Here is a 25,120-nt window from a genome sequence, read left to right on the forward strand (position 1 = left end):
ATAGATCTTCTTATAGACCGATAGGATATATATCGCAGTTCGCGCGATTTCCCTTGACGGCATCGAGAAAGCCCGGGTGACCCTCCCCGAAGGTTCTCCGGTAACCCGCCAGGGTCGAGGCGAGCAACTCGTCCGCCTCCTGTGTGCCGCCCGTCGCGCGCAGATCGAGGCTCAGGTTGAACGCGCACGTCAGCGTGTTCGGATGGTCGTGGCGGAGCACCCGCCGTATCCGCTCCAACGTCTGCCGGTCCCGTTCCAGCGCCTCGTCGTACCGCTCCAGGGCGAAGAGGTCGCTGGCCAGGTTGATCGCGCAGACCAGGGTCCTGGGGTGGTCGGGCCCGAGCACCCTCGTCAGGGTCTCCAGGGCCGCCTGGTCGAGCTTCCGGGCCTCCTCCGCCTGACCGGCGAGCCGCAGGCTCACGGCGATGTTGACGTCGGCGGTCGGCGTGTTCGGGTGCTCCGGGCCGAAGATCTCCTCGTAGAGCTCCCGGGCCCGCCGCCCGAGTTCGACCGATTCGGCGATCCGGCCGACGTGGCGCAGGTTGATGGCGTGGTTCATGGAGACGGCCACCGTCACCTGGAACTTCTCCCCGTAGCGGGCGAGGAACAGCGAGATCGCCTCCTTCGACAGCTCCAACGCGTCCTCGTGGTGTCCGGCCTTGCGGCTCATGACCGACAGCAGGGCGATGCCCTCCATGGTGCCCGGGTGGGAGTTGCCGTAGCGCCGGCGCATCTCGCCGGTGTGGAACTTCTGGAGCTCGAACGCCGTCTGGTAGCGTCCGCACTCCATCTCGTCGATCGCCAACGCGGCGCGGGAGCTGAGGGTGGTGAGGGCGTCGGAGCCCATGACCTCCTCCTTGCGGCGCAGGGTCTCCTCGTCCAGATCCCTCGCCCTCCACGGGTCCCCGGTCAGCCGGTAGTCGATGGCCAGCAGGTGGGCCTGTTCCAGGGTCAGCAGATCGTCCGGGCCGAAGAGCCGTGACAGGGCCTCGTAGGCCTTACGGTCGATCTCCAGCGCCTCACCGAACCGCCCCAGGTAGCGCAGGTCGGCGCCCAGATAGCCCTGTGCCTCGAGCGTGCGTTCATGCTCGGGACCGAGGCGTTCGAGCAGCGCGTCGCGGGCGTGCAGGTGGTGCCGGTAGGCCGCCTCGAACTCGGCCCGCAGGCGCAACGCCCGTCCCAGGCGGAGCTCGGCCGCGAGGGTCAAGTCGTGCTCCGCCCCGAGGCTCCCTCCCCATGCCTCCACCACCCTGCGGGCGAGGTGGAGAAATCCCTTGTTGTCCCCCCACAAGTAGAGGTAGTCGATGAGGTTGAGCAGCAACTGCCGGGCCCACGGGTCGGGACACTCCTCCAGCCTGGAGGCGATCACGTGCGGGAACAGCGCCTGGTACTCGGGCCATCGCGTGCGGTTGCCGGGTTGCTGGGGGTCGGCGTTGGCGAGGAGGAGATGACCGCAGTGACGCAGGAGGGAGGCCTCCCGCTCCGGCAACTGGCTGGTCACCACCCGCTGGACCAGCCGGTGAAGGGCGATCGTGTTGTTCCGGTAGTCCATCTTGGCCAGGGCGTACTGGTTGATGGCGCGCATGGCCCGCCCCAAGGCGATGGGGTCGCGGAGCGCCTCGAGCAGTTCGGCCGGTCCCTCCAGGTCGCGACTGCTGGCGAGCAGCGTCCGGGGAATGGGCTCGGGCGCGAGGAAGGCGCAGACCCGAAGCAGTTGGAGGGCCGCCGGATGACTTTCCTGCAGGCGTGCGAACGAGACGTTCCAGGCGGCGGCCACCGGCACCTCGGCGCCCTCCACGTGCAGCAGCTCGTTCCGCTCGGCGTCGAAGAGCTGGAGGTACTCCGAGACCGGCATGCCCGTCTCGGCCAGCCATACGGCCGCCTGCTCGATCGCGAGCGGCAGGTCCCCCAGGCGTTCGGCGATTGCGTCGGCGTCCGCCTCCGTCAGCTCCGGCCTGCGCCGTCGGAGCAGCTCCCGGCTCTCCTCCCGCGTGAAGACGTCCACCTCCAGCGGGGTCGCGTGGTCGAACCAGTCCCGTGAGCGGGAGGTCACCATGATCTTCCCCGGCCCGTTGGGCGGGAAGAACTTCCTGACCTCGTCCACGTCCTCGGCGTTGTCGAAGACCAGCAACCAGTTGCCGTAGGGCCGGCCGAGCCGCAGCGCCTCCCTCACCGCCGGCACCGCCACGTTGGGGTCGGTGACGTTCAGGTCGAGATGAACCGCCAGATCCACGAACGCCTGCCTGACCATGGTCAGGCGTTCCGCGGGAATCCACCAGATGAGATCGTAATCCTGTTGATGGATATAACAGTATTCAATGGCGATCTGGGATTTCCCGACACCGCCGAGGCCGTGCAGGGCCTCGGGCAGTACCGCGGTGGTTCCCGCGGACAGGCGCTCGTGCAATCGATTGAGCACGGTCTCGCGGCCGGTGAAATTGGGGTTCTTCTGTGGGACGTTCCAGACCGGCGGCGGCTGGTTGGCCTGCCGGGCAGGGGCCGACTTTACCGAGCTCATATTGATGGTCACTCCAAAAGGGTCGTGCGGCTGCGGTTCCTTGACGAGGTGCGGGTATGCGGCCGGCACGTGGCCCTCCTGTTCGGAAGAAATCGCATGGCCGGAATTTTTCGGCCCTTCCGGGTGTAGCGCCGCGCGGAGGGAACGAGCCGGCGCGGAGTAGGGCCCCGCCATCGCCTCGAGCGCGGAGGCGACCGGGCGCACGATCGGTTCGAGGTCGGGCGGGAGGTCCGGTACGCGGGTGCCGGACGGGGAGACGACCACCTCGTACAGGACGCGTAGTTCGCTCATCTCGGGACCGAGATGCTCGAAGGCGGTGAGCAGGACCTGAGCCGTGTCCGAGCGGCGGCCCGCCCGCAGCAGTTCCTCCCGCACACCGTCGAGGAAGTCGTAGGGGATGTCGAACGGGCCGGCGGAGGCGTTCACCCGCCGGATCAGGCCGCTGCCCAGCAGTTCGGCCAGGTCGGCCTCGGTCGCCTCGGGTACGAGCCGGCGCTGGACCAGCCGCATCACCGACGACACGAGCGGAACCGAGGCCAGGTGCACGGCGAGCTCGAAGGCGTTCGAGGAGGCGCGCAGGCGGAAAACGCGCACGCGCTCCTCGGCCGAGAGGTCCGTTCGCTGATCGTCCGGTTCCGGCCGTTCGTCCTCGTCGGAGGGGCAGGGCACGACCGCGGCGCGCCAGCGGGCGAGCCTGCCCATCACGAAGCCGGCCCACATCGTCACCTGAGCGCGAGTCGTCCCTATGACCGGCGTGGGCACCGTGCCCGAGGGAGGGGACGCGTGGTAGTCACCGGTCGCCGCCGCCACGCCGGGTGCGCGGAGTTCGACCCTGACCGGCGTGATCCCGGTGCGCTCCCACAGTCGCGCGGGCAGCAGGTGCACCACGCAGACCGCGCTGTGCCCTCCCCAGTGTGCCAGCAGACGGTGAGCCGCTCCGTTGTGCCAGGCGTCGCCCACGCCGTCGGTCAGGACGACGATCAGTCGTCTTCCGTTGCCTCCCGGCGCCGACAGGACGGTCGCGGGCCGGCCCGTCCTGTCGTGCGGCCCCGTTCGCAGCCGCAACGCGTTCGTGTCGGCACGGTCGGTGTCGAGGAGGTGCCTGTGGATCAGACGGAAGGCCGCGACGTCCTCGAAGGCGGCGGCGAACGTCTCGGCCGTCTCCCGCTGGAGCAACGCGAAGCGGCTGTCGTCGATCACTATGTCCAAGCTAAGCCGGCGTTCGCGCGGCGGTCTCACCACCGGCAACCACAGATCGTCGTAGGCCGCCTGGTCCGCCGTGGCCTCCTCGTCCAGCTCGGGCTCCCCGAAGGGGGAGTCCACGAGAGCGCGGAAGGCGCGCATGGCCCTGGGCAGGTCACGCCGCCGGGGGCCGGTCACGAGCAGGCGCCCGGACTCGCCCGGATCGCTCCCGCCGATCGACGGGCCCGGCGGTGAGGGGCTCGTCACGGCACCGAACGGCATGTCGGCGGCCGCGGTGGGCGAGGGTCCCGCCGTGTCACCGGTGGCTCTCACCGGGTCGGCCGCCGGAGACGGCGGCTGCGACGACGGTGACCGCGACGCCGGGAACCCCTCCTCGTCCATGGCGTGGGCCGTGACCAGCGCGGCGAGCCAGAGCAGTTCGGCGGCCTCCTGCCAGGTCGACGCGCCGGCGCCGGCCGTCGTGGGGGACGCCGGCGTGCTCACTCCGTGCCCGCCGCGTCGAGGCGGCGCAGCACCACGTCGAGCACCTGCTTCCAGGTGCGGTCCTGGCGGACGTCCTCCGCGCTGTGGATGGCGAGATGGAGGGCGTTGAGCAACTGGTCGGCCGCCACCGGGTTGCGGTCGCGGTATTCCAGGAACGTCTGGATCAGCCGGTCCTTGTACGGCTCCGCCCGCTCGGCGAAGTGCGCCACCGCCAGGTCGGCCAGCCGGTCCCTGCTGGGCTGGGACATCTCCAGCCGGATGCACCGGCGCAGGAAGGCCGGGGGGAACTCGCGCTCACCGTTGCTGGTGATGACGATGAAGGGGAAGGTCCGGCACTGGACCCGGCCGTTCCGGATCCGCGCGGTTCCCCCCGCGTCGGCCGTGTGCACGACGACCTCGGGCTCCCGGGCACGGGCACGGAAGAGCTCGCGGATCTGGTACGAACCCTCCTCGAACGTGTCCAGCAGGTCGTTGGCCAGGTCGAGGTCGCCCTTGTCGAATTCGTCGACCAGCAGGACGCGGGGTTGCTCGTAGGGCAGCAAGGCCGTGCCGAGGGCGCCGAGCTGCACGTAGTCGCCGATGTCGGGCTCGGCCCCCTCCAGCCGCGCGTCCTGGACGCGGGCCACGGCGTCGTACTCGTACAGCCCTGAGCGCAGGGTGCTGCGGCTGTTGATGGGCCAGCGCAGCACGGGACCGAGGCGCAGTTCCCGTGTCACCGCGTAGGCGAGGGTCGACTTGCCCACCCCGGGCGGGCCGGTGACGAGGAGCGGACGCCGCAGGCACAGGGCGGCGTTCACCGCGATGACCTCGCCCGGGGCCGGAACGGATCGTGCCAGGAAACCGATATGGCCCAGTCTGCGCTCGAGGTCGGCCGGATCCTCCGGTGGAGGATCGAGCGGAGGACCACCGTCGAAGGTGCGCCATGGGGGCGGTGGCGGAAGTGCCTGGTGAAAGGGAATGTCATCACGCGGTCGGCCGGTGCCCCGGTAAAGATGCCAGCCACGGGGAATCATCGTGAGCCCATCGTCCCCATGTGGCTTTTCCACGCTCATTAGTGGAGCTTCCTCACTTGGACGCATGATTCGGGCAGTCTTCAATAGGCCTCTTGTTAAGGATCCCCTTGTCTTGCCTTCGATGCAAGCCTGACCAAGCCGATTTCCTAGGCCGGTGACCTCAACCGTGGCGCTCGGGGCATGGGCCTGGTGGGATCATCCCACAGCAATGCCACGTCATATCCAGGTTCCGCAGAACGCAGCGCGTGCATGCCGGTCGGAAGTTGTCTGAGACCTCGCGGATGGAGGAAATCGGCCGCCATCCGCCGAAAGTCCGCATTCATCCTGATGTCTCTACACCATAGGACAATAGGTAATCCGGCATCGATCGCCGCCGCGAGCTGGACCCGCCCCCGGGAGTCTCTCGGGGGGATCGACAGTACGCAGGCGACCAGCCGCTCGCCGCGCAGGAGCTCCGCGTGCATCATCCCCGGCGCGACGGCCTCGACCGGGACGAAGTACACCGTGCCCTCCTCGCGGACGACCTGGTCCCAACGCTGGTGCCAGTGCCTGTGCCTGCTCCGCGGGCGCAGGTGCTCGTCGCTTCGCAGCACCACCTCGTAGTCCGCGCCGAGCGGCCGGGGCGGCAGCAGACCGCCGGTCCGCCTGGGCCAGCGCTCGACGGCCAGGTCCAGCAACTCCTCGGAAAGCAGGAACTCCAGCAGCAGCGGTCCACCCCGGGTGTTGCTCCGGGTCTCCTCGGTCCGCTCGACGAGCTCCTCCACGTAGGGGGGGATCTCCTCGAGCGGCAGCTCCACCTCAGGGCCGCGTACCGGATTCCAGCCCGGCTGGTCGGCCTGCGACCAGTGGACGATCCGGTGCAGGTCGCGCCCGTCGTCGGAGACCGGAAGGGGGGAGATCTCTATGACGAGGTAGACGGGAAAGTCGGTCCGGGTCTGGAAGGAAGGTGAGCTCTTCATCAGCTGTTCGAGCCTGCGGGCCGCCTCCTCGTCGCCGTTGCGATGGAACCTCGCGCCCTGCGCGTCGATCCAGCGGTGGAGGTCGAAGGACAGTTGCGGATCCTGGCCAGGTTCCTGGTGGACCAGCCGCAGGTACAGCTCCACCACGAACAGCAGGACGGGCGGGAGGGCCCCGGGACGGGCGTTGGAGTCGCGGAGGAAGTCGTAGATCTGCAACGCCGTGGTGAGGTGCGGCGGAAGATAGCGTCCTCCGCTGTCGGTCACCTCGTAGTAGAGGTGGCGCAACCCGGTCAACTGGCAGGCGCGTAACAGCCTGACGATCGTCTCCTCCGCGTCCGGCTCCATCACCGGATCCGCGGAGCCGAGCAGCTTTCTGAGACGCTCGATCACCGGCGTCGAGGCGCCCAGCAAATAGCGCACCGAGGTCTGCAGCGCGTACGCCCCGCCCTCCGCGGCGAGCGTCCGCTCGACCACCCGCAACATGTGCCCCGCAGGGGTGGGGGCGTTCGGCACATTAAGATCGGACCGCAAATGGGAATTTACCGCGGAAAGAAGGTCTGTGGAGTCGATTCCCGCCTGCCTCAACAGATCGGCCACGGCGCCAGCGACAGGTGCGCGCACTTTTCTCCCCATCGAACGCCGATCTTGCAAATTTGAGGCGATTCTACTAAATCCAGGCCATTCTTCCAGTCATCCGGAAAACGAGTCGGCGAATGCCCCGGGGTGAAAGGCGCGAGGCGCGGTGGCCCCGGCACGGGGCCGGTCCGTGAACGACGAGATCCCTCGTCGAGGACAGGGGGCACCCCTCGACGTGCCCGGCGGGAGACACGGCGCCGGTGGGACGTGACGGCGATGGCCCGTGGGCCCGTCCCGGTGCCCGGGACGGGTGGGACGGGAGTTCGTCCCTCCTCGGAGATGCCATGGGCGGAGCGTGTTTCGTGAAGATTCGCTATGATTCGAGAAGTTTGCGTGGTACGGGTATCCGCAGCTCACCCGGTGTGACCGTCGAACCTCCGGATCATCCCGGCCATCCCGGACCGGCAAGCGCGGCCCCGGCCGCGGAAGACGAACCCGATCGGGCCGCCGATCCGCCCGCCGCGCGGAATCGGGCGGCGTACGACGGGCGTTGTTCGAACTGTGGCTCTTCAAGGAGCACCCGATCGGGCACCCTGATAGGTGACAGCGCCGACTAGCAGGAGGACTGACCCACACCGTGACAGCAACCGACAGATCCGTCCAGCTCGTCAGGCTCGCCGCTGAGGCGGCGGCGGACAAACTGGCCGATGACATCCTGGCCTACGACGTGAGCGACCAGCTCGTCATCACCGACGCGTTCGTGCTCTGCTCCGCCACCAACGACCGCCAGGTCCGCGCCATCGTCGACGAGATCGAGGACCGGCTGCGGATCGAGGCCGACGTCAAGCCCGTCCGCCGCGAGGGCGAGCGCGAGGGCCGCTGGGTCCTGCTGGACTACATCGACATCGTCGTGCACGTCCAGCACGAGGAGGACCGCACCTTCTACGCGCTGGAGCGCCTGTGGAAGGACTGCCCCTCCATCTCGCTGCCGGACAGCGTCACCCAGGTCGCCGCCCAGCGCGCCCGCGGGACGGTAGCTGAGTGAGCCCCCGTGTCGTCTGCCTCAGGCACGGTCAGACGCTGTGGAACGTCGAGCACCGGTTCCAGGGGCACACCGACATCCCGCTCGACGAGACCGGGGTCGCGCAGGCCGCCCGCGCGGCCTCGCTGCTCGCGGCGCTGCGTCCCAGCATGATCGTCTCCTCCGACCTCCAGCGGGCCTTCGACACCGCCTCGGCACTGGCCCGGGTCACCGGGCTGGAGGTCAGGGTCGACAAGGAGCTGCGCGAACGGGGAGGCGGTGAGTGGGAGGGGCTCACCCGGGAGGAGATCTCCGAGAAGTGGCCCCGGGAGTTCGTCGCCTGGGAGGCACCGGGCGGCGAGGCGGTCGCCGACGTCGCGACGAGGGTGTCGACGTCCGTACGCCGCTGGGCGGCCGAGCTCGGCCCCGACGACCTGCTCGTGGTCGTCTCGCACGGGGCGGCGATCCGGCTCGGCATCGCCATGCTGATGAACCTGCCCGAGGAGCTCTGGCCCGCCCTGGGCGGCCTGGGGAACTGCTCGTGGTCGGTGCTGGAGCAGTCCCGCAAGGGCTGGCGCCTGATGGAGCACAACGCCGGAACCCTCCCGGAGCCGGTCAGGAGCGACGACAGCCCCGAGGCCACCGAGGACGATCCCGGGACCACCGTCCGGGGATGAGCCCGTCGCGGCCCGGCCTCTACCGCCGGGCTCGCCGGGTCCGCCGTGGCGGGTGGTGCCGATGGTGACGCCGGGGGAGGGTCCGCCGCTCCCGGCGTACGCACGAAGGCCGTCGCGGGGCCGTCGCGGGCCGCCCGGCCGTCGATTAGGTGAACACGGCGGGGTCCTTGTATGCTTCCCGAGCGCCGCGACGAGATGACTCGCAGCGGTGACCAGGGGCTATGGCGCAGCTGGTAGCGCGCCTCCATGGCATGGAGGAGGTCTGGGGTTCGAATCCCCATAGCTCCACCCTCGGCCGCCCTCCGCCCGCGCGTACGCGTGAGGCGGGGGGCGGTTTCTCGTTCTCCCGGGCCCGCCTCTCTCGTGGTTCTCTCCGTCGCAGCCGTCGCAGCCGTCGCAGCCGTCGCGGCCCGGGCCCGTGACGCCCGCGGGAGACGTGAAGAACACCCCCGGCCCGCCGCTTCGAACCGGCCACGTGTCCTCCGTCTGAACGCGTGGCCGGCACGACGCGGCGGGCCGGGGACCGCGGATGCGGGCGAGGCGCTCGCGGTTCCCCCACGATCGCGCATACGGGATGCGGAAAAAGCCCCTTTTAGGTGTGCTTAAGGTGGGCTTACCCATGATCTAAATCAACGCCGGCCGCCCGCCGTGGGTCACCCGCGCTCACGGCGGGTGCGGACCCGCCCGGACCGGCGTTCGTGCCGGTCGGTACGGAACCAGAGCTGGACCCTGGCGCCGCCCATGGAGGAGGCGTCGATGCGCAGCGAGCCGCCCGTGGACTCGGCGAGCCTGCGGGCGATGTCCAGGCCGAGCCCGGTGGACCCCGCGCCGCTGGCCCCGCGCCGCAGGGCGGCCTCGGGGTCGCCGATCCCGGGCCCGGCGTCGGCGATGAGCACGCCGACGGTCCCGGTGCCCTGGTGCAGGGTGACCGTGAACCCGGCGCCCTCGGGGGTGTGCCGGAAGACGTTGCCGAGCAGGGCGTCCAGCACGGCGCCGAGCTCGGTGGCCGCGACCGGGACCCGGGCGGGGGCCGTGGCGCCGATCAGCTCCCAGGGCCGCCGCTGGTCCTCGGCCAGCGCGGACCAGAAGGTCAGCCGCTCGCGGAGCACCTCGGCGGCGTCGCAGTGGACGAGCTCCGGGGCGCGGGAGGGCTGCCTGGCGGTGGCGATGATCTGGTCCACCTCGGCCTCCAGGCGGCCGAGCGCGTTCCTGCTCTCCTCGGCCTCCGGTCCCAGGTGTTCCAGGGTGAGCCGCAGGGCCGCCAGGGGCGTGCGCAGCCGGTGCGACAGGTCGGCGGCCATCTCCCGTTCCGCGGCCAGCAGCTGGACCACGCGGTCGGCCATGCTGTTGAACGCCTCACCGGCGGCGACCAGCTCGGGAGGTCCCTCGGGTTCGATGCGGACGCTGAGGTCTCCCGCGCCCAGCGCGCCGGCCGCCCGGCCCAGCCGCCGGGCCGAGCGCACCACCCGTACCCCCAGGCGGTCGCCGACCAGCAGGGAGCCGGCCACCAGGGCCGCCGCCACCCCGCTCAGCACCGCCCACGAGGCGGTGACGCCCCGGGTGAGGTCGCCTGGCGGGACGAAGACCTCGACGACCACCGTCCGGCCGCCGTCCAGGGCGACGGGACGCAGCAGCAGGCGGCCGGAGCCCAGCTCCGCGGTGACGGCCCGGGTCAGCCGGGAGGCCGAGGCCACGGTGGCGGCGGGTGCCCTGACGGTTCCGGCCGAGCCGCCGTCCGGCAGATGGACCCCGATCCGGTCCCGCGCGCCGGTGCTGAGCAGCGCGTGGGTCAGCCGGGCCGGGTCGACGGTGATGGCCAGCACGGGGACGAGGGCGGACGCCTGCCGTTCGGCCTGGGCCATGGCCCGGTCGTGGGCGATCTCCCTGACCACCAGCCCGAGCGGGATGAGGAAGGCCAGGGCCACCATCGAGGTCCCCGCGACGGTGAGCAGCGCCAGGGTCCGCCTCATGTCGGCGTGGTCAGCATGACCCCGACGCCGCGTACGGTGTGCAGGTAGCGGGGGGCGGAGGCGCTCTCGCCGAGCTTGCGGCGCAGCCAGGACAGGTGGACGTCGATCGTCTGGTCGTCCCCGTAGGACTGCTGCCAGACCTCGGTGAGCAGCTCCTTGCGGGAGACCACCCGGTCGGCGCGGGCGGTCAGGTAGGCCAGCAGGTCGAACTCGCGCCGGGTCAGGGTGAGCGGGCTCCCCTCCAGGGTGGCCTCGCGCCGGTTCACGTCCACGGCGAGCGTGCCGACGCGCAGCACCGCGGGAGGGGTGGCGCTGCGCGCGCGGCGCAGCACGGCGTCCAGCCGGGCGTTGAGGTGGTCACCGGAGAAGGGCTTGACCAGGTAGTCGTCCGCGCCCGCCTGGAGAAGGCGGACGATCTCCGCCTCGTCGTCCCTGGCGGTGGCCACGATGACCGGGACGCTGGACACGCTGCGGACCATCTTGAGCGCCTCGGCCCCGTCCAGGTCGGGCAGCCCGAGGTCGAGGATCACCGCGTCCGGCGGGTTCTGGGAGATCTCCCGCAGGGCGTCCAGGGCACGTCCGGCGCTGCGCACCGCGTGCCGGCGCCTGCTGAGCTCTTGAATGATCGCGGATCGTACGTACTCGTCATCTTCGACCACCAGGACCGTCGCCATGCGTGTAACGGTAGTGAAGAGTGGGACATATGACGTAATAATTCACGACATGCGGCAGACGCTGGGGTTCATCGCGGTGTGGTGCGTCGCCACGGTCCTGGCGGTGTCGGTCGCCTGGTTCGGCGTCCGCGACGTGCTGCGCGGCGAGGTCTTCGAGGACGCGGGCGTCGAGCCGCTCAACGCCGCCATCGGCCGCACCGGCGCGGCGGAACCCCCGCCGGGGGCGCCGACCGGGTCGTGGCCCGTGACCACGCCGTCCTCGGCCTCCGGCCGGACCCCGGAGCCGCGTCCGGCCTCGTCCGCGAGCCGGACCGCCCGGCCACGCCCGGCCCGCTCCCCGTCGGGGAGCGACGCGGCGCCGGAGCGGACGCGGCGGGCCGAACCGCGTCCCGGGACGTCGAGGGCACCGACGGCACCGACGGCCTCGCCCCCGGTGTCCCGCGCCACCCGGGCGGCCACGGCGTCGCCGCGCGCCGGAGCCGGTCCCGAGACCACCAGGACCCGGTCGGTCTCGACCGAGAACCTGCGCGTGATGAACGTCAAGGGCGGGTCCGTCTCGTTCGCCATCGAGAACGGTGTCTGCCGTCTCGTCACCGCCGCGCCCAGGGCGGGCTACGAGGCCAAGGTCGCCTCGGCCCCCGGATGGATCCGGGTCGACCTGGTCCGGGGGGAACACGGTTCGGCGGTCTTCTGCATCGGCGCCGAGGGCCGCACCGATCTGTGGGAGTACTAACGGGACGCGCCGCGTCTCAGTCCCAGACGACCTTCGGCGTCTCGTCGCCGGTGGCCTCGGCGACGAGGCGGGCACTGTTCTCGGCCTCGGCGCGGCGCGCGGGTGCCAGGCTCTCGAAGAGGGTGACCGTCAGCTCGCGCTCCTGGCGGCGGTAGCGCCAGGTGCCGGCCACCTCGCCGTCGACGAGCAGCGCCCCCGGCCCGGAAAGGGCCCGCCACACCTGCCGGCGCCGGTCGGCGTCGGGGACGAGCAGGTTCCGGTCGGCCTGGCGCAGGTAGGGGTCGTGCGGCGGGACGAGGACGACCCCCTCGGGGGCGGGTGCCCGTCCCACCTCGTCCAGGAGCGCCTCGGGCAGGTCGTAGGGCCGGTCGCCGACCCGTACCCGGACCAGGTCCTCGCCGAGATCCTTCCACAGGCCGGCGACGGCTGCGGTGCCGCTTCCCATCCAGTCGCGGAACAGGGCCCTGGAGGCCGGGCCGTTCACCCGCAGGTAGGCCCGCAGCAGCGTCAGGCGCGGGTCGCCGTCCCGGTCCCGTCGCTCCTGCCGCTCTCCCCGCGGGGCGTCCGGGGCCGGGTACAGCATGGTCACGCGCTGGTCGCCGGGGCCGACGACGAGCCGTGCCCGGCATCCGCCGGCGCGGAACAGCGCGTCGGGGACGTGGTCGGCGTCGCAGCGCTCGCACCGGTTCACCAGCGAGGCCGGTACGCGGCCGTTCACCTCGCGGCTCGCCTCCGGCTTCGGTGTCGGGCCGGTCACCACGGCGCTCAGCGCGGCGGCCACCTCGTCGACCGCCCGGACCCAGGCGGCTCCGCCCTCGTCCGACTCCCGGGGGGCGAGGGCGTCGCGCAGGAGGTCCAGGTCGGCCAGGCGGTGCGCGTGCGGTGCCCCGCGTACCGACCACATGCTCACCAGGGGCCCGCCGGGGGAGACGGCCTCGGCGACGCTCACCGACCCGACGGTGCCTGTGCGCTGGATCAGCGCCCGCCTGGCGTCGGCCTGCCGGCCGTCCTGGAATCCCAGCAGCAGCAGGTCGTCGAGCGTCCCCTCGCGCGGCCGGCGGTCCAGGCCGTGTCCCCGCCACCTGAAGCCCAGCCACCGGGCCCTGTCGAGTGTGATCGCGTTCCCCATCGCGTCACTGTAATACGGGGCCCGGAGCGGGACCGCCCCTCTCGTCGGCGCCTGACGGGCGGGCGACCCGGGGACACGATCTGGACAGGGATGAAAGATTCACTATTTTTCCTGACATTTCCAGTCCAATCTTGACGATCACTTCCGTCAGGACGACACTGGGCGGCAATCCGGTGGAACCCGGCGCCGGCCCGGTGGCAGGCGGGCCCGGCGAGACGGCCCGGAGGATCGAGCGGTACGCGACCCGTACTTGTGAGCGTTAACAATGCCCCGGTGCCACCGGCCGCATGCTGCCGTGGAGTGCGGGTCGCCCCCGGAACCTCACGTCAAGGAGACTCATGAGATCAGAGGGATACAGGCCGCGGAAGGCGCTCGGTGGTCTTGTCGCGACGGCCCTGGCGCTGACGGCGGCCGTCGCGACGGCGACCCCGGCGGACGCGGCGACCCGCTACGAGGCCGAGAGCGCCCGCGTCTCCCAGGGAGTGGTCGAGTCCAACCACGCCGGCTACTCCGGCTCGGGCTTCGTCAACGGTGACAACGCCGCGGGCTCCTACGTCGAGTGGACGGTCCAGGCGGCGAGCGCGGGCACCGCGACCGTGGCGCTGCGCTACGCCAACGGCTCCACGGGGAATCGGCCCGGCGACGTCTCCGTCAACGGCGCGGTGGTCTCCGCGGCCCGCGCGTTCGGCCCGACCGGCGCCTGGAGCACCTGGGCGACCAGCACGCTCACGGTCACGCTGCGGGCCGGCGCCAACACGATCCGGGTGACCGCGGCCACGGCCGCAGGCAACCCCAACCTCGACCACCTCGACCTGGAGACCGCCTCGTCGGACACCGCGCCCCCGACCGCGCCGTCCGGCCTGACCCGGTCCGCCGTCACCGCCACCACGGCGACCCTGAGCTGGACCGCCTCGTCCGACGACACCGGCGTGACCTCCTACGAGGTGCGCAGCGGCGGCACCGTCTACGCGACCGTCACCGGCTCCCCCCCGGCCACCTCCGTCACGGTCACCGGCCTGGCCTGCTCCAGCCCGTACTCGCTGCACGTGGTGGCCCGGGACGCCGCGGGCAACGTCTCCGCGCAGAGCGGGACCGTCACCTTCACCACCGCGGCGTGCGGGGGCGGGGTGCCGTCGGGCATCACCCAGATCTCCACCGGCTGGACGGTCCCGTGGGGCGTGGCCTGGCTGCCGGACGGGCAGAACGCGCTGGTCACCGAACGCGACAGCTTCCGCGTCTACCGCACCTCGCTCTCGGGCGCCAGGACGCTGGTCGGCACCGTGCCCGAGACGATGGGCACCGGCGGCGAGGGCGGCCTGCTCGGGGTCGCGGTGGACCCGAACTGGGCGAGCAACCGGTACGTCTACTTCTTCCACACCGCCTCGGAGGGCAACCGGATCGCCCGGATGACCTACGACGGCACCTCGCTGGGCGGCTACACGGCCCTGGTGCGGAACATCCCCAAGAACCGCTACCACAACGGCGGCCGGCTGGCCTTCGGCCCCGACGGGTACCTGTACGCCACCACCGGTGACGCGCAGGTCACCGCCAACGCGCAGAACCGCGACTCGCTCGCCGGCAAGATCCTCCGGATGACCACCGCGGGGCAGCCCGCCCCCGGCAACCCGTTCGGCACGCTCGTCTACAGCTACGGCCACCGCAACCCGCAGGGCATCGCCTGGGACTCGCGGGGACGGCTGTGGCAGGCGGAGTTCGGCAACAGCCAGTTCGACGAGCTCAACCTGATCAAGCCGGGACTCAACTACGGCTGGCCCACCTGCGAGGGGAACTGCTCCGTGGCCGGCATGGAGAACCCCAAGCGCCAGTGGCCGGTGAGCACCGCCTCGCCCAGCGCCGTCGCGGTGGTCGGCGACGCGGTCTACATGGCGGCGCTGCGCGGTGAGCGGCTCTGGCGGATCCCGCTGGAGGCGGGGGAGGCCACCGGCACGCCGGTCGCCTACTACGTGGGCACCTACGGCCGGCTGCGCACCGTGGTCGCGGTGCCGGGAGCGAACCGGCTCTGGCTGACCACGACCAACGCCGACGCCAACGGGGGCGAGCCCGCGGGCTCCGACCGCGTCTTCAGGGTCGACATCTCCTGACGTCACCGCACCCGTCCGCGTCCGACGTCACCCCCTGACGTCACCCCCTGACGTCACCGTCACCGGGGCCGCCGCCCTCACCGTGCTCGCGCAGGTACGCGGCGGCCTCGGCGACACGTCCCTCGCCGAAGACCGCGATCCCGTTCCGCTCCAGCAGGGCGGTGGTGACGCCGTGACCCGGCACCCGCCCTCCGGCGAAGGCGCCGTCGTGGATGGTCAGGCTGCCGCAGGAGGGGCTGCCCTCCTTGAGGATCGCCACCCGCGCGCCACAGGAACGGGCGGCCTCCAGCGCCGCCCGCGCACCGGCCACGAAGGCCGCCGTGACGTCCTCGCCCCCGGCCGTCAGCACCCGGGCCGTGCCGTCGAGCACCGCCCCGCCCCCGGCTCCGCCCTCGATCTCCGCGGCCGGGCGCGGGACGGGCAGCCCGCCCTCGACCTCGGGGCAGAACGCCACCAGCCGTCCCTGCCGCCGCCAGGCGGCCAGCAGCGCGTCCTCGCTGGTCTTGGCCGCCCCGTCGTACCGCACCCTGCGCCCCATCAGGCAGGCGCTGACCATGATCCTGTCCACCGGCCCAGAGTACGTGGCGCGGAGCGGGGGGCGACCGGGCCGGGCAGTACCCTGCTGCTCATGTTCTCCGACTCCCCGATTCCCGCGTGTTCCGCGGGCTCCGCGAGGTCTCGATGATCGGGCCGCTCGCGACGGGCCTGATCGTGCTGTCACTGGTGATCGGGCTGTGGGCCCTGGTGAACACCATGCGCGACAGGCCGATGGGAAGGGTGCTGCCGGGCGCGCTCGCGCTGCTGGAGCTCGGCCTGATCGTCCAGGCCGGGGTGGTGGCCGCCGCGCTGGCGCGGGGCGAGGGCCCCCCCGGGACGGCCACCGTCATCGGCTACCTCGCCGCCACCGTGCTGATCCCGCCGGTGGCGCTCTTCCTGGGGTACGCGGAGCGCTCGCGCTGGGGATCCGCGGTGATCGCGGTGGCCGGTTTCGCGATCCCCGGGATGGTCGGCCGGCTGCTCCAGATCTGGCAGGGCCTGGTATGAGCGAACCGGCGATCGGCACCGGCCCCGGGCGCGTGCTGGTGGCGGTCTACGGGGTGTTCGCCCTGGCGGCCGGGGCCCGCGCCGGCGTGCAGATCGCGACGCGGTTCGACGAGGCGCCGCTGGCCTACGCGCTGTCGGCGTTCGCCGCGGCCGTCTACCTCGTGCTCACCGTGGCGCTGGCCATGGGGAACAGGACGCTCGCGCTGGTCGCCTGCGGGATCGAGCTGGCCGGGGTGCTCGTCGTGGGCACCCTCGGCATGGTCGACCCCGAGGCGTTCCCCCGGGCCACCGTCTGGTCGGGTTACGGAAGCGGCTACCTGTTCATCCCATTTGTGCTGCCCTTGCTGGGGATCTACTGGCTTTTACGACGCCGCTAGTTAGAGCCTCTCCCACCTGGGCAGCTTTGCCCTCGAACCGACCAAACCACAAGGGAGGCACGGTCATGAGCACGATTGAACAGTCCGTTGACGTCAACGTTCCCATCCGGACCGCGTACAACCAGTGGACCCAGTTCGAGAGCTTTCCTGAGTTCATGGAAGGCGTCGAGTCGATCAAGCAGCTGAGCGAAACGCGCACCGCGTGGGTCGTGGAGATCGCCGGGGTCCACCGGGAGTTCGAGGCGGAGATCACCGAGCAGCACCCTGACGAGCGGGTGGCGTGGAAGTCCGTGGAGCGGCCGCACCAGGCCGGCGTGGTGACCTTCCACCGCCTCGGCCCGGACACCACCCGGGTCACGCTCCAGCTCGACTACGACCCCGAGGGGTTCGTCGAGACCGTGGGCGACTGGCTTCAGCTCGTCAAGCTGCGCATCCGTGGCGACATGGAGCGTTTCAAGACGTTCATCGAGTCGCGTGGCGGCGAGACCGGCGCCTGGCGCGGTGAGGTGCCCGGCCCGCACGAGCGCGCCGACGAGGGTGGCCTGACCGGCGGCTCGGGTCTCGGCTCCACCGGCGGTGGCGTCGCGGGCTTCGACGAGCCCGCCCCGCCGCGCACGGTGGGCGGGGACACCTACCCGCCGGACTCCGCGCTCCCGCCCCCCGGCAGCACGCCGCTCCCGGGTGCCGGTCGCGGTCTCGGCGAGGAGCCGCCGCCCACCCCCGGTCCGCGTATCTGACGCGTTCCCGACCCGCCCGGTGCCGGTGCCAAGGCATCCGGCGCCCGGGCCGTCCGGGTTCCGGGCCTCGGAGCCGAGGTCCGTGCCGTGCGTGAGAGAGCCGGGTCACGCCCTGTAAAGGGGAGCGTGGCCCGGCTTTCATGTTGTCAGCGATTGCCGCCGGCCCCGCCGGTCAGGAACAAACGCAGGTTTTAGTCCTGTTACAGTCGTGGTCAGCCAATCATCCTACGATTGGACGAAACCACCAAGGAGGACTGGAACCCGCATGAGCGTGCTCACCCATCAGACCAGGGGCCGTACCACCGGCACGAACGGCTCCCTCGCCTGGCTGCTCGTGCTGGGGATCATCCTCGCGGCGCTCAACCTGCGCACCGCCGTCACGAGCGTCGGGCCGGTCCTCGACCAGATCACCTCCGCCCTCGGCATGACCGCCGTCGGGGTCGGCCTGCTCACCACGCTGCCCGTGCTCATCTTCGCCTCGGTCGGCGCGGTGACCCCTGCGCTGGCCAGGAGGATCGGCGAGCACCGCCTGCTGCTGCTCTCCCTCATCGTGCTCGGCACCGGCCTGCTGATCCGGTCGATGGTCGGCTCGGCCGAGGTGTTCCTCTACGCCAGCGCGCTGGCGCTGTCGGGCGGAGCCGTGGGCAACGTGCTCATCCCCAGCCTGATCAAGCGTCACTTCCCCGGCAGGGCCGGGACCATGACCACCGTCTACACCACCGCCCTCGCGGTGGGCACGATGCTCGCCGCCGCCGCGACCGTCCCCATCGAGCGGGCCGCCGACGGGAACTGGCACGTCGCGCTGGGCGTGTGGGGAGCGCTCGCCGCCATCGCCGCCGTTCCGTGGTTCGCGCTCTCGCGCAGGGAGCCCGAGCGGCACGGCGCGGACGGCGGGACCGGCGCCCGTGCCCTGCTCCGCAGCAGGCTGGCCTGGGCGGTCGCCGCCTACTTCGGCACGCAGAGCATGGTCGCCTACATCATGTTCGGCTTCCTGCCCAAGATCCTGATCGACGGCGGCTACACCACCGCGCAGGCGGGGCTGGTGCTGGGCGTCTTCACCGCGATCGGCATCCCGGTGTCGCTCTTCGTGCCCGCGATCGCCTCCCGGTTCACCGACCAGCGGCCCGTGGTGGTCGCCTTCGTGCTCTTCTACACGGTGGGCTTCGCGGGGCTGTGGCTCGCGCCGTCGTCCACGGCCTGGATCTTCGCGAGCCTGGTCGGCATCGGCATGGGGTCGTTCCCGCTCGCGCTGACCATGCTCGCCATGCGCACCCGCACCCCCGAGGCGACGGCCGCGCTCTCCGCCTTCGGGCAGAGCACCGGCTACCTCATCGCGGGAGCCGGGCCCCTGGTGGTCGGCATCCTGCACGAGTCGAGCGGCGGCTGGACGATGCCGTTCCTGCTGCTGTTCGCGGTGGTCGCCGCGCAGCTCGTGGCGGGCTGGTACGCCGGCCGCCCGGGTCACCTGGAGGACGAGGGCGCCCTCGCCACCCGCTGAGGACACCGGACACCGGACACCAGGCGCCGGACGCCGGACGCCGGACGCCGGAAGGGCCCGCGGCCCGGGGAGGGGTCCCGGGCCGCTCCGGTGGTACGGGACCCGCGGCACGGGATCCGCGGGCCGCAGGCCGTCCGGGATCCCCGGGCGATCCGGCGCGGCGTGACCCGGTGCCCCGTGGCGTCCGCTCAGTCCAGTCGCAGGCGGTCGGTCAGGCCCGCGGCGGCGAAGGCGTCCACCAGGGCGTCGCGGCCCTCGGTGAAGTGGGTCCAGCTGTCGAAGTGCACCGGGACCACCCGGCGCGCGCCGAGGATCCTCGCCGCCTCGGCGGCCTGGACGCTGTCGAGGACGAGCAGCGCGCCGTCGAGGACGCCGGGGATGCGGGGGGCCCCGGCGAACAGGACGGCCGTGTCCACCGGGCCGAACCGCCCGGCGATCTGCCCGACCAGTTCCAGCGAGGCGTTGTCGCCGCTGACGTAGACCGTGGGCAGGCCGGCCGCGGTCAGGACGAACCCGACGACCTCGCCGGTGACCGCCTCGGCCCCCTCGGGGCCGTGCAGGGCGGGCGCGCCCGTCACGGTCACGGTGCCGCCGTCGGGGCGGCGCAGCTCGACGGAGGCCCACGGTGCGAGCCCCCGGGCGTCACCGCCCAGGCGTCCGGCGCCGCTCGGGGTGGTGAGGACGACCGGGACGTCGCCCAGCAGGGCCCGTCCGGAGTCGTCGAGGTTGTCGGGGTGCTCGTCGTGGGAGAGCAGGACCACGTCGACGGGGCCCAGGTCCGCCGGGGTGGTCGCGGGAGGCGCGGTCTTGGTCAGCAGCGGCCGGCCGGCCCTGGGGTAGTCGCCGGGAGGGTCGAAGGTCGGATCGGTGAGGAATCTCAGGCCGCCGTACTCGATGAGGGCGGTCGGCCCCCCGAAGACGCGGACGGGAACCTGCCGGTCGATCGTGCCGGTAGCGGTCATGACGGAACACCTCACGGATGAGAAGGGGTTTATCCGTGAGGAACGGTAGCCGCTTCTCACGGATGAATGCAATCCGTACCATGAGAGGTATGAAGGAGACCGTGACCGCCACGCCCGTCCTGCCTCCCGCTCCGGGAGCCGAGCGGCATCTCGCCCTCGACGTGGCCAACACCGTCATCGCCCTGCCCGGCGGGCGGTGCGTCGATCTCCTCGACACCCCCGAAGCCGTCGGCCGCTGGCTCGCCGAACGCGACCTCGCCCCGGCCGGGATCGGGCTGCAGGAGCTGTGCGCGGGACAGCTGCGGCCGCTGCGCGACCGGATCAGGGAGCTGTTCGCCGCGCGGGCCGGCGGGCTGCCCGCCCCCGGTGAGGCCCTCACCGCCGTCAACGAGGCGCTCACCCGGGCACCCGCCGCCTCCCTGCTGCACTGGGACCCCGCCCGCGGCCTGTACCGCGCCCCCTCCCACCCCCTCACCCAGATCGTCGAGCACGCCCTCGCGGTGCTCGCCGCCGACGCCGCGGACCTGCTCACCGGTCCCGACGCCGAACGCCTCATCGCCTGCGCCTCCACCCCCTGCAACCGCTACCTGCTGCGGTACGGCCGCCGCCACTGGTGCTCGACCCGTTGCGGCGACCGTGCCCGCGCGGCCCGCGCCTACGCGCGCCGCCCCCGGCCCGGGACGGGCTGAGGCACGTCCCGGGACGGTTCCCGGCCCACCGCCCGCAGCGCCGAGGCCGCGGCGGCCAGCGCGCTGTTCGAGGAGACCTCGCTGAGCAGGCCCGGAGCGGCCACCGAGTCGCCCGCCAGCCAGACGCCGTCCCCCCGGTCGATCGCCGGCCGGTCCCGCCAGCTCGTCCCCGGCAGGTCCAGGGCGCCGGTGCGGCCGTTGCAGACGGCCTCCCGCCGCCAGGTCGTCCGCTCCCGCCACCCGGGAAGCCCCAGGTCGGCCACCCGCTCCGCCCGCGCGATCGCCCCGTCCTTGTTCTCGCCCTCCCGCAGGGGCATCTGGAGCTGGCACAGGGAGTGGCCCGCCGGGGCGAGCGAGGGGTCGGGCAGGCTGTACCGCTCCAGGAAACCGCCCTCGTCCAGGTCGGAGACCAGGAAGAGGTCGTCGGAGCTCGCGCGCAGGCCGAGGTCGAGCAGGACGGCCCTGCCGCTCTCCCAGCGCAGCGACCCGTCCCCGAGCAGGGTCCTGGCGGCGTCCAGCGAGGTCGCCACGATCACCGGGGTGTCCTCGGGCAGGGCGTCCACCCGCGAACCGGTCTCGATCCGCACGCCCAGGCCGCGCGCGTGGATCGCCATCCGGTCGACCACCCGCCCCCAGCCGCCGGTGACGTAGCGCGGTGCCGGAAACGTCGGCGCGGCGGCCCGCAGCACCCGCTCCCAGACGAACGCCGCGGACAGCCGCCCGGGGTTCCCGTCGTAGGTGATCACACCGACCAGCCCGGCGGCGGCGCGCATGCCCTCCTGCCCGAAGCGCCGGCCGGCCCAGGCGGCGAAGTCCTCGTCGACCGGAGCCCGCAGGCGGCGCCTGGCCAGTGCCCTCACCAGCGACAGCGGCGGTCCGCCGAGCCGGCCGCCGTGCCGGAACCTGGACCTGGCCAGCGCGCGGAGGGGGAGCCTGGCGTACGGCTGGACCAGACCCCTGGCCACCAGCCACTTCCACGGCTCGCCGTCGGAGTAGAAGACGTGGGTGCCGTCGTTGGCGACGTACGGGCCGTCGGTGCTGCGAGCCCGGCCGCCCAGCTGCCGGTGGGCCTCGTGGAGGGTGACCCGCGCGCCCGCCTCGGCGCACGCGATGGCGGCGGTGAGCCCGGCCAGGCCCCCGCCCACGATGCTGATCTCTCGTGTCTGTCGTGTCATGCCCCCAGGACGCATCGGGAGGGTGCGTTCGTGACACCGCATCCCGCCGTCACCCTCGTCCTCGTCCTCGTCTCCGGTCCCGGTCGCGCGATCCCGGTCCGGGGCCCGGTCACGGTTCCGGCCGCGCGATCCCGGTCCGGTCTCGGTTCCGGTCGCGGTCGCGCGGTCCAGGTCGTGATCCCGTACGACGGCATGCCGGGAGCGGGGAGCGTCATCGCCACCCCCCGCTCCCGTGCCCCGGCGCACCGGGACGTCACAGCCGGGCGAGCTTGTCCGGGTTGGCCACCAGGAAGACGGTCCTGATCAGGCCGTCCACGACGTCCAGGGAGAACACCGCGGCCGGACGCCCGCCCACCCGCGCCAGCAGGGCCGGCGCGCCGTTCACGTCGGCGATCTCCACGTCGAAGCCGTCGCCGGGTTCGGCGCCCACGCTCTCCAGGAACCTCCGCGCCCCCTCCTCGGTGGCGATCGCGGTCAGGAAGCGCAGCACCCTGCCCGCGCCCGTGATGACCCGGAGCGGGGCCCTGGCCTTGCCGCCGCCGTCGCTGACCAGCGACGCGTCCTCGGCGAACATCGAGGCCAGTGCCCCCAGGTCGCCGCCCATGGCCGCCTGGGCGAACCGCTCGGTGAGCCTGCGCCGCAACCGGTGATCCACCTCGAACCTGGGCCTGCCCTCCCGGACGTGCTCCCTGCCGCGCCGGGCGAGCTGCCGGGTCGCGGCCTCGCCGCGGCCGATCACCTCGCCGATCTCCGCGTACGACAGGCCGAACGCCTCGCGCAGCACGAACACCGCCCGCTCCAGCGGGGAGAGGGTCTCCAGCACCACGAGCAGCGCCAGCTCCACCGAGCCGGCCAGCTCCACGTGCTCGGCCACGTCCGGGGTCACCACCAGCTCCGGCAGCCACGACCCCACGTAGGACTCCCGCCTGGCCTTGAGCCGGCGCAACCGGTCGATCGCCAGGCGCGTCACCACCCTGACGAGGTAGGCCCGGTCGTTCTCCACCAGGGAGACGTCCGCCTCCGACCAGCGCAGCCACGCCTCCTGGACGACGTCCTCGGCGTCGGTCAGGCTGCCCAGGATCCGGTAGGAGACCCCGGTCAGCAGGTCCCGGTGCTCCTCGAAACGCTCAACGCTCATGGCGACATAGACGTATCACGGCGCCCGGGTGTGACACGACCCGGGTAAACGTCTGTTTACCGCAACGCTCTACCATTTCAGGACGGACGTCGGCAGCGAAGGAGCACGCAGTGACCGGAACGACCCTCGCCGAACCGGGTGCCGTGCGGCAGGGGAGGCGTCTCTGGCCGACCCTGGTGGCGCTCTCGGCGGCCGGGATGGTCGTCTCGGTCCAGCAGACCGTGGTCATCCCGCTGCTGCCCAGGCTGATGATCACCTTCGGCGTCTCGGTCGCCGAGGTGACCTGGGTCTTCACCGCCTCGCTGCTGGCCGCCGCGGTCGCCACCCCGCTGCTCTCACGCCTGGGCGACATGTACGGCAAGAAGCGCATGATCCTGTTCACCGTGGGCCTGCTCGTGCTGGGGTCGGTGATCTGCGCGCTGTCGGCCTCCCTGCCCGTCCTGATCGCCGGGCGGGCCCTGCAGGGCGCGTCCGCGGCGCTGATCCCGCTGGCCATCGGCATGATCAAGGACAGCTTCCCGGCCACCAGGGTCATGACGGCCATCGGGGTGGTCAGCGCCACCATGGGCGTCGGCGGCAGCCTCGGTATGATCGTCACCGGCCTGATCGCCGACCGGACCCCCGACCACCACCCGGTCTTCTGGATCACCGCCGGTCTCGCCGTGGCCGCGATCGTCCTCATCGCGCTGAGCGCCCACGACACCGGGAAAGGCGCCGGCGGCCGTCCCGATCTCGTCGGCGCGGGCCTGCTGTCCCTCTGGCTGGTCTGCCTGCTGCTGGCCATCTCCAAGGGCAACGACTGGGGCTGGGGGTCGGGAACCGTCCTGGGGCTGTTCGCCGGCGCGGTCGCCGTCTGCGCCGCGTGGGTCTACAGCCAGCTGCGGCTCCGCGCCCCGATGGTCCGCCTCCACCTGCTCGTCGGCCCGCGCTCGCTGCCCGCGAACCTGGCCTCGCTGCTCCTGGGCTTCGCCATGTTCGGCTCGTTCACGCTGATCTCCAGCTTCGTCCAGACGCCCTCCTCCGCCGGGTACGGGTTCGGCGGCTCCGTGCTGGACGTCGGCATCTACGCGCTGCCCAGCACCGTGACCATGCTGCTCGCCTCCTTCATGGCCGGCCGCCTGTCCGGCCGGCTCGGTCCCGCCTACTCCCTGGCCCTCGGCGCGAGCCTGTGCGCGGTCGGATTCGGCTGGTTCACCCTCTTCAACGACTCGGTGTCCCACCTGATCGGCTCCAACGCCGTGCAGGGCCTGGGCCTCGGCATCGCCTACGCCGCGCTGGGGGCGCTCGCCGTCCAGCACGTGCCGATGCACGAGAGCGGCATCGCCAGCGGGATCAACTCCCTGGTCCGCTCCATCGGCGGCAGCGTCTCGGGCGCCGCGACCTCCGCCCTGCTCACCTCGATCACCATCGCCGGGACCTCCGTCCCGTCCCGGAGCGCGTACGTGATCTCCTTCGCCATCATCACCGCGAGCGCCGTCGGGTCCGCCGCCATCGCCCTGGTCTCCGGAATGCTGGCGCGAGAGGTGCCGGCGATCGGTTAGGATTTCATCTGCGTCGCAAGGGGCTATGGCGCAGCTGGTAGCGCGCCTCCATGGCATGGAGGAGGTCTGGGGTTCGAATCCCCATAGCTCCACGTCGAGCCGCTCTCGCAGCGGCCCGAAGGCGGTTCACGAGATCCCGTCCGATCACCTCGATCGGACGGGATCTCGTCGTTTCCCGGCCGTCGTGGCCGCCGGGCCGATCGTCGAGCGGGTCGCCGACGAGGGTTTCGTGCAGAAGGCGTGCTTTCGAGAAGGCGCGCGCGAGCCGGACCGATTGAAGGGCCGTTCAAGGACTTCGGTGCCTCACCCGAGTCGGTTCGAAAGCCGTGCCCGGGGACTCCGGGGGAGGGAATCCCGTCGGCATGCTTTGCGTCAAGAGGTTAAGAATGTCAACAATCAACATTCTGAAGGGGAAGGTACGATCGGGGCATGAGCGCCGATGCCGATCCCGTCGTGGCCGAGCTGACCGAGCTGGTCGGCCAGGTCGCGGGACGCCTGCGCGCGCAGTTCAACGCGACCGCGGCGGAGCTGGACCTTCCCCCCGCCCAGGCGCTGGCGCTGGCCCGTCTGCGGGACCCCGTCCCGATGCGCGAGCTGGCCGACTGGCTGTCCTGTGAGGCGTCGAACGTGACCGGCATCGTCGACGGCCTGGAACGTCGCGGCCTGGTCACCCGCAGGCCCGACCCCTCCGACCGCCGGGTCAAACGCCTGGTGCTCACCGAGGAGGGCACGCGCAGGAGGGACGTACTCTGGTCGCGTGGCCACGCGCAGGCGGTCTGTCTGTTCGCGCTCTCCGGAGACGACCGCCTGCTCCTGCGGGACATGCTCAGGCGGCTTCTGGCCTGTTCGGCGAGCTGAGGCGATGTTTGCCCCCCAGGGGTGAGGGCAGCCGAGAACGTAT

General features: G+C 72.0%; 21 protein-coding genes and 2 tRNA genes. 13 read left to right on the forward strand and 10 right to left on the reverse strand.

The features are described from left to right. Window positions 1–10: 10 nt before the first annotated feature. From fxsT to ABD832_RS17330, 3 genes are all read right to left on the reverse strand, one after another. The gene (fxsT, locus tag ABD832_RS17320) at window positions 11–4,204 is read right to left on the reverse strand and encodes an FxSxx-COOH system tetratricopeptide repeat protein (RefSeq protein WP_344895849.1); all 4,194 of its coding nucleotides are present in this window, start codon (window positions 4,202–4,204) and stop codon (window positions 11–13) included. Next, the gene (locus ABD832_RS17325; protein WP_344895852.1) at window positions 4,201–5,001 is read right to left on the reverse strand and encodes an AAA family ATPase; all 801 of its coding nucleotides are present in this window, start codon (window positions 4,999–5,001) and stop codon (window positions 4,201–4,203) included. The genes fxsT and ABD832_RS17325 overlap by 4 nt, the downstream gene beginning before the upstream one ends. Window positions 5,002–5,363: 362 nt before the next feature. Then, window positions 5,364–6,689: a VMAP-C domain-containing protein gene (locus ABD832_RS17330; protein WP_344895855.1), complete on the reverse strand. Its 1,326-nt coding sequence runs from the start codon at window positions 6,687–6,689 to the stop codon at window positions 5,364–5,366. A 700-nt stretch (window positions 6,690–7,389) separates the two neighbouring features. Here ABD832_RS17330 and rsfS point away from each other — a divergent pair. From rsfS to ABD832_RS17345, 3 genes are all read left to right on the forward strand, one after another. Then, window positions 7,390–7,797, forward strand: coding sequence for a ribosome silencing factor (rsfS, locus tag ABD832_RS17335; protein ID WP_344895858.1), 408 nt, complete (start codon window positions 7,390–7,392; stop codon window positions 7,795–7,797). Next, entirely contained in the window at window positions 7,794–8,450 is a 657-nt protein-coding gene (locus ABD832_RS17340; RefSeq protein ID WP_344895861.1) for a histidine phosphatase family protein, read from the forward strand. The genes rsfS and ABD832_RS17340 overlap by 4 nt, the downstream gene beginning before the upstream one ends. A 215-nt stretch (window positions 8,451–8,665) precedes the next feature. Continuing rightward, window positions 8,666–8,738 (forward strand) — tRNA-Ala (locus ABD832_RS17345). A 365-nt stretch (window positions 8,739–9,103) separates the two neighbouring features. Here the strand turns inward: ABD832_RS17345 and ABD832_RS17350 are convergent. Together ABD832_RS17350 and ABD832_RS17355 are read right to left on the reverse strand one after the other, a co-directional pair. Further along, window positions 9,104–10,420, reverse strand: coding sequence for a sensor histidine kinase (locus tag ABD832_RS17350; protein ID WP_344895864.1), 1,317 nt, complete (start codon window positions 10,418–10,420; stop codon window positions 9,104–9,106). Continuing rightward, window positions 10,417–11,094, reverse strand: a complete 678-nt coding sequence (locus ABD832_RS17355) for a response regulator transcription factor (RefSeq protein ID WP_344895867.1) — start codon at window positions 11,092–11,094, stop codon at window positions 10,417–10,419. The genes ABD832_RS17350 and ABD832_RS17355 overlap by 4 nt, the downstream gene beginning before the upstream one ends. A gap of 49 nt (window positions 11,095–11,143) precedes the next feature. Here ABD832_RS17355 and ABD832_RS17360 point away from each other — a divergent pair, with 49 nt between their 5' ends. After that, on the forward strand, window positions 11,144–11,827 hold the full coding sequence (locus ABD832_RS17360; RefSeq protein ID WP_344895870.1) for a hypothetical protein: 684 nt from the start codon (window positions 11,144–11,146) through the stop codon (window positions 11,825–11,827). Between the two features lie 16 nt (window positions 11,828–11,843). Here ABD832_RS17360 and ABD832_RS17365 read toward each other — a convergent pair whose 3' ends face one another. Next, complete coding sequence (locus tag ABD832_RS17365; protein ID WP_344895873.1) at window positions 11,844–12,956, reverse strand: DNA glycosylase AlkZ-like family protein; 1,113 nt, start codon at window positions 12,954–12,956, stop codon at window positions 11,844–11,846. A 338-nt stretch (window positions 12,957–13,294) separates the two neighbouring features. Here ABD832_RS17365 and ABD832_RS17370 point away from each other — a divergent pair, with 338 nt between their 5' ends. Beyond that, window positions 13,295–15,058 carry a PQQ-dependent sugar dehydrogenase gene (locus ABD832_RS17370; RefSeq protein ID WP_344895876.1) on the forward strand — a complete coding sequence of 588 codons (1,764 nt, stop codon included), beginning with the start codon at window positions 13,295–13,297 and terminating at the stop codon, window positions 15,056–15,058. A gap of 40 nt (window positions 15,059–15,098) precedes the next feature. Here the strand turns inward: ABD832_RS17370 and ABD832_RS17375 are convergent, their stop codons facing one another. After that, a complete protein-coding gene (locus ABD832_RS17375) occupies window positions 15,099–15,626 on the reverse strand; it encodes a 2-thiouracil desulfurase family protein (RefSeq protein WP_344895879.1) in 528 nt (175 codons plus the stop codon). Window positions 15,627–15,712: 86 nt separating this feature from the next. On the opposite strand from ABD832_RS17375, the gene ABD832_RS17380 reads away from it, so the two are divergent. The 4 genes from ABD832_RS17380 to ABD832_RS17395 all read left to right on the forward strand — a co-directional run bounded on the left by ABD832_RS17380 (window position 15,713) and on the right by ABD832_RS17395 (window position 18,714). After that, a complete protein-coding gene (locus ABD832_RS17380; RefSeq protein ID WP_344895882.1) occupies window positions 15,713–16,102 on the forward strand; it encodes a hypothetical protein in 390 nt (129 codons plus the stop codon). Next, window positions 16,099–16,479, forward strand: a complete 381-nt coding sequence (locus tag ABD832_RS17385; RefSeq protein WP_344895885.1) for a hypothetical protein — start codon at window positions 16,099–16,101, stop codon at window positions 16,477–16,479. Before ABD832_RS17380 ends, ABD832_RS17385 begins: the two co-directional genes overlap by 4 nt. Window positions 16,480–16,544: 65 nt before the next feature. Further along, a complete protein-coding gene (locus ABD832_RS17390) occupies window positions 16,545–17,216 on the forward strand; it encodes an SRPBCC family protein (protein ID WP_344895888.1) in 672 nt (223 codons plus the stop codon). A gap of 265 nt (window positions 17,217–17,481) precedes the next feature. Next, entirely contained in the window at window positions 17,482–18,714 is a 1,233-nt protein-coding gene (locus ABD832_RS17395; protein WP_344895891.1) for a CynX/NimT family MFS transporter, read from the forward strand. A 188-nt stretch (window positions 18,715–18,902) separates the two neighbouring features. Here ABD832_RS17395 and ABD832_RS17400 read toward each other — a convergent pair whose 3' ends face one another. After that, window positions 18,903–19,676: an MBL fold metallo-hydrolase gene (locus tag ABD832_RS17400; protein WP_344895894.1), complete on the reverse strand. Its 774-nt coding sequence runs from the start codon at window positions 19,674–19,676 to the stop codon at window positions 18,903–18,905. An 89-nt stretch (window positions 19,677–19,765) separates the two neighbouring features. Here ABD832_RS17400 and ABD832_RS17405 point away from each other — a divergent pair, with 89 nt between their 5' ends. Beyond that, complete coding sequence (locus ABD832_RS17405) at window positions 19,766–20,365, forward strand: CGNR zinc finger domain-containing protein (RefSeq protein WP_344895896.1); 600 nt, start codon at window positions 19,766–19,768, stop codon at window positions 20,363–20,365. On the opposite strand, the gene ABD832_RS17410 is transcribed toward ABD832_RS17405, so the two are convergent. Together ABD832_RS17410 and sigJ are read right to left on the reverse strand one after the other, a co-directional pair. Continuing rightward, entirely contained in the window at window positions 20,332–21,540 is a 1,209-nt protein-coding gene (locus ABD832_RS17410; RefSeq protein ID WP_344895899.1) for an NAD(P)-binding protein, read from the reverse strand. The two genes, ABD832_RS17405 and ABD832_RS17410, sit on opposite strands and share 34 nt — an antisense overlap. Before the next feature lie 253 nt (window positions 21,541–21,793). Then, window positions 21,794–22,678, reverse strand: coding sequence for an RNA polymerase sigma factor SigJ (gene sigJ, locus ABD832_RS17415; RefSeq protein ID WP_344895902.1), 885 nt, complete (start codon window positions 22,676–22,678; stop codon window positions 21,794–21,796). Between the two features lie 110 nt (window positions 22,679–22,788). On the opposite strand from sigJ, the gene ABD832_RS17420 reads away from it, so the two are divergent. The 3 genes from ABD832_RS17420 (at window position 22,789) to ABD832_RS17430 (ending at window position 25,077) form a co-directional block, all read left to right on the forward strand. Then, window positions 22,789–24,219, forward strand: a complete 1,431-nt coding sequence (locus ABD832_RS17420) for an MFS transporter (RefSeq protein WP_344895905.1) — start codon at window positions 22,789–22,791, stop codon at window positions 24,217–24,219. Between the two features lie 19 nt (window positions 24,220–24,238). Beyond that, window positions 24,239–24,311, forward strand: a tRNA-Ala gene (locus ABD832_RS17425). A 337-nt stretch (window positions 24,312–24,648) separates the two neighbouring features. Next, window positions 24,649–25,077 (forward strand): MarR family winged helix-turn-helix transcriptional regulator, encoded by a 429-nt coding sequence (locus ABD832_RS17430; RefSeq protein ID WP_344895908.1) that lies wholly within the window; start codon window positions 24,649–24,651, stop codon window positions 25,075–25,077. Window positions 25,078–25,120 lie beyond the last annotated feature (43 nt).

The organism is Streptosporangium longisporum, from assembly GCF_039534895.1.
GTDB lineage: Bacteria > Actinomycetota > Actinomycetes > Streptosporangiales > Streptosporangiaceae > Streptosporangium > Streptosporangium longisporum.

What these genes read in the sequence shown, in the direction of transcription:
- ABD832_RS17350 (WP_344895864.1), bottom strand. Translation starts at nt 10,420, where the DNA reads ATGAGGCGGACCCTGGCGCTGCTCACCGTCGCGGGGACCTCGATGGTG.
- ABD832_RS17355 (WP_344895867.1), bottom strand. Translation starts at nt 11,094, where the DNA reads ATGGCGACGGTCCTGGTGGTCGAAGATGACGAGTACGTACGATCCGCG.
- ABD832_RS17360 (WP_344895870.1), top strand. Translation starts at nt 11,144, where the DNA reads ATGCGGCAGACGCTGGGGTTCATCGCGGTGTGGTGCGTCGCCACGGTC.
- ABD832_RS17365 (WP_344895873.1), bottom strand. Translation starts at nt 12,956, where the DNA reads ATGGGGAACGCGATCACACTCGACAGGGCCCGGTGGCTGGGCTTCAGG.
- ABD832_RS17370 (WP_344895876.1), top strand. Translation starts at nt 13,295, where the DNA reads ATGAGATCAGAGGGATACAGGCCGCGGAAGGCGCTCGGTGGTCTTGTC.
- ABD832_RS17385 (WP_344895885.1), top strand. Translation starts at nt 16,099, where the DNA reads ATGAGCGAACCGGCGATCGGCACCGGCCCCGGGCGCGTGCTGGTGGCG.
- ABD832_RS17390 (WP_344895888.1), top strand. Translation starts at nt 16,545, where the DNA reads ATGAGCACGATTGAACAGTCCGTTGACGTCAACGTTCCCATCCGGACC.
- ABD832_RS17395 (WP_344895891.1), top strand. Translation starts at nt 17,482, where the DNA reads ATGAGCGTGCTCACCCATCAGACCAGGGGCCGTACCACCGGCACGAAC.
- ABD832_RS17400 (WP_344895894.1), bottom strand. Translation starts at nt 19,676, where the DNA reads ATGACCGCTACCGGCACGATCGACCGGCAGGTTCCCGTCCGCGTCTTC.
- ABD832_RS17405 (WP_344895896.1), top strand. Translation starts at nt 19,766, where the DNA reads ATGAAGGAGACCGTGACCGCCACGCCCGTCCTGCCTCCCGCTCCGGGA.
- ABD832_RS17410 (WP_344895899.1), bottom strand. Translation starts at nt 21,540, where the DNA reads ATGACACGACAGACACGAGAGATCAGCATCGTGGGCGGGGGCCTGGCC.
- sigJ (WP_344895902.1), bottom strand. Translation starts at nt 22,678, where the DNA reads ATGAGCGTTGAGCGTTTCGAGGAGCACCGGGACCTGCTGACCGGGGTC.
- ABD832_RS17430 (WP_344895908.1), top strand. Translation starts at nt 24,649, where the DNA reads ATGAGCGCCGATGCCGATCCCGTCGTGGCCGAGCTGACCGAGCTGGTC.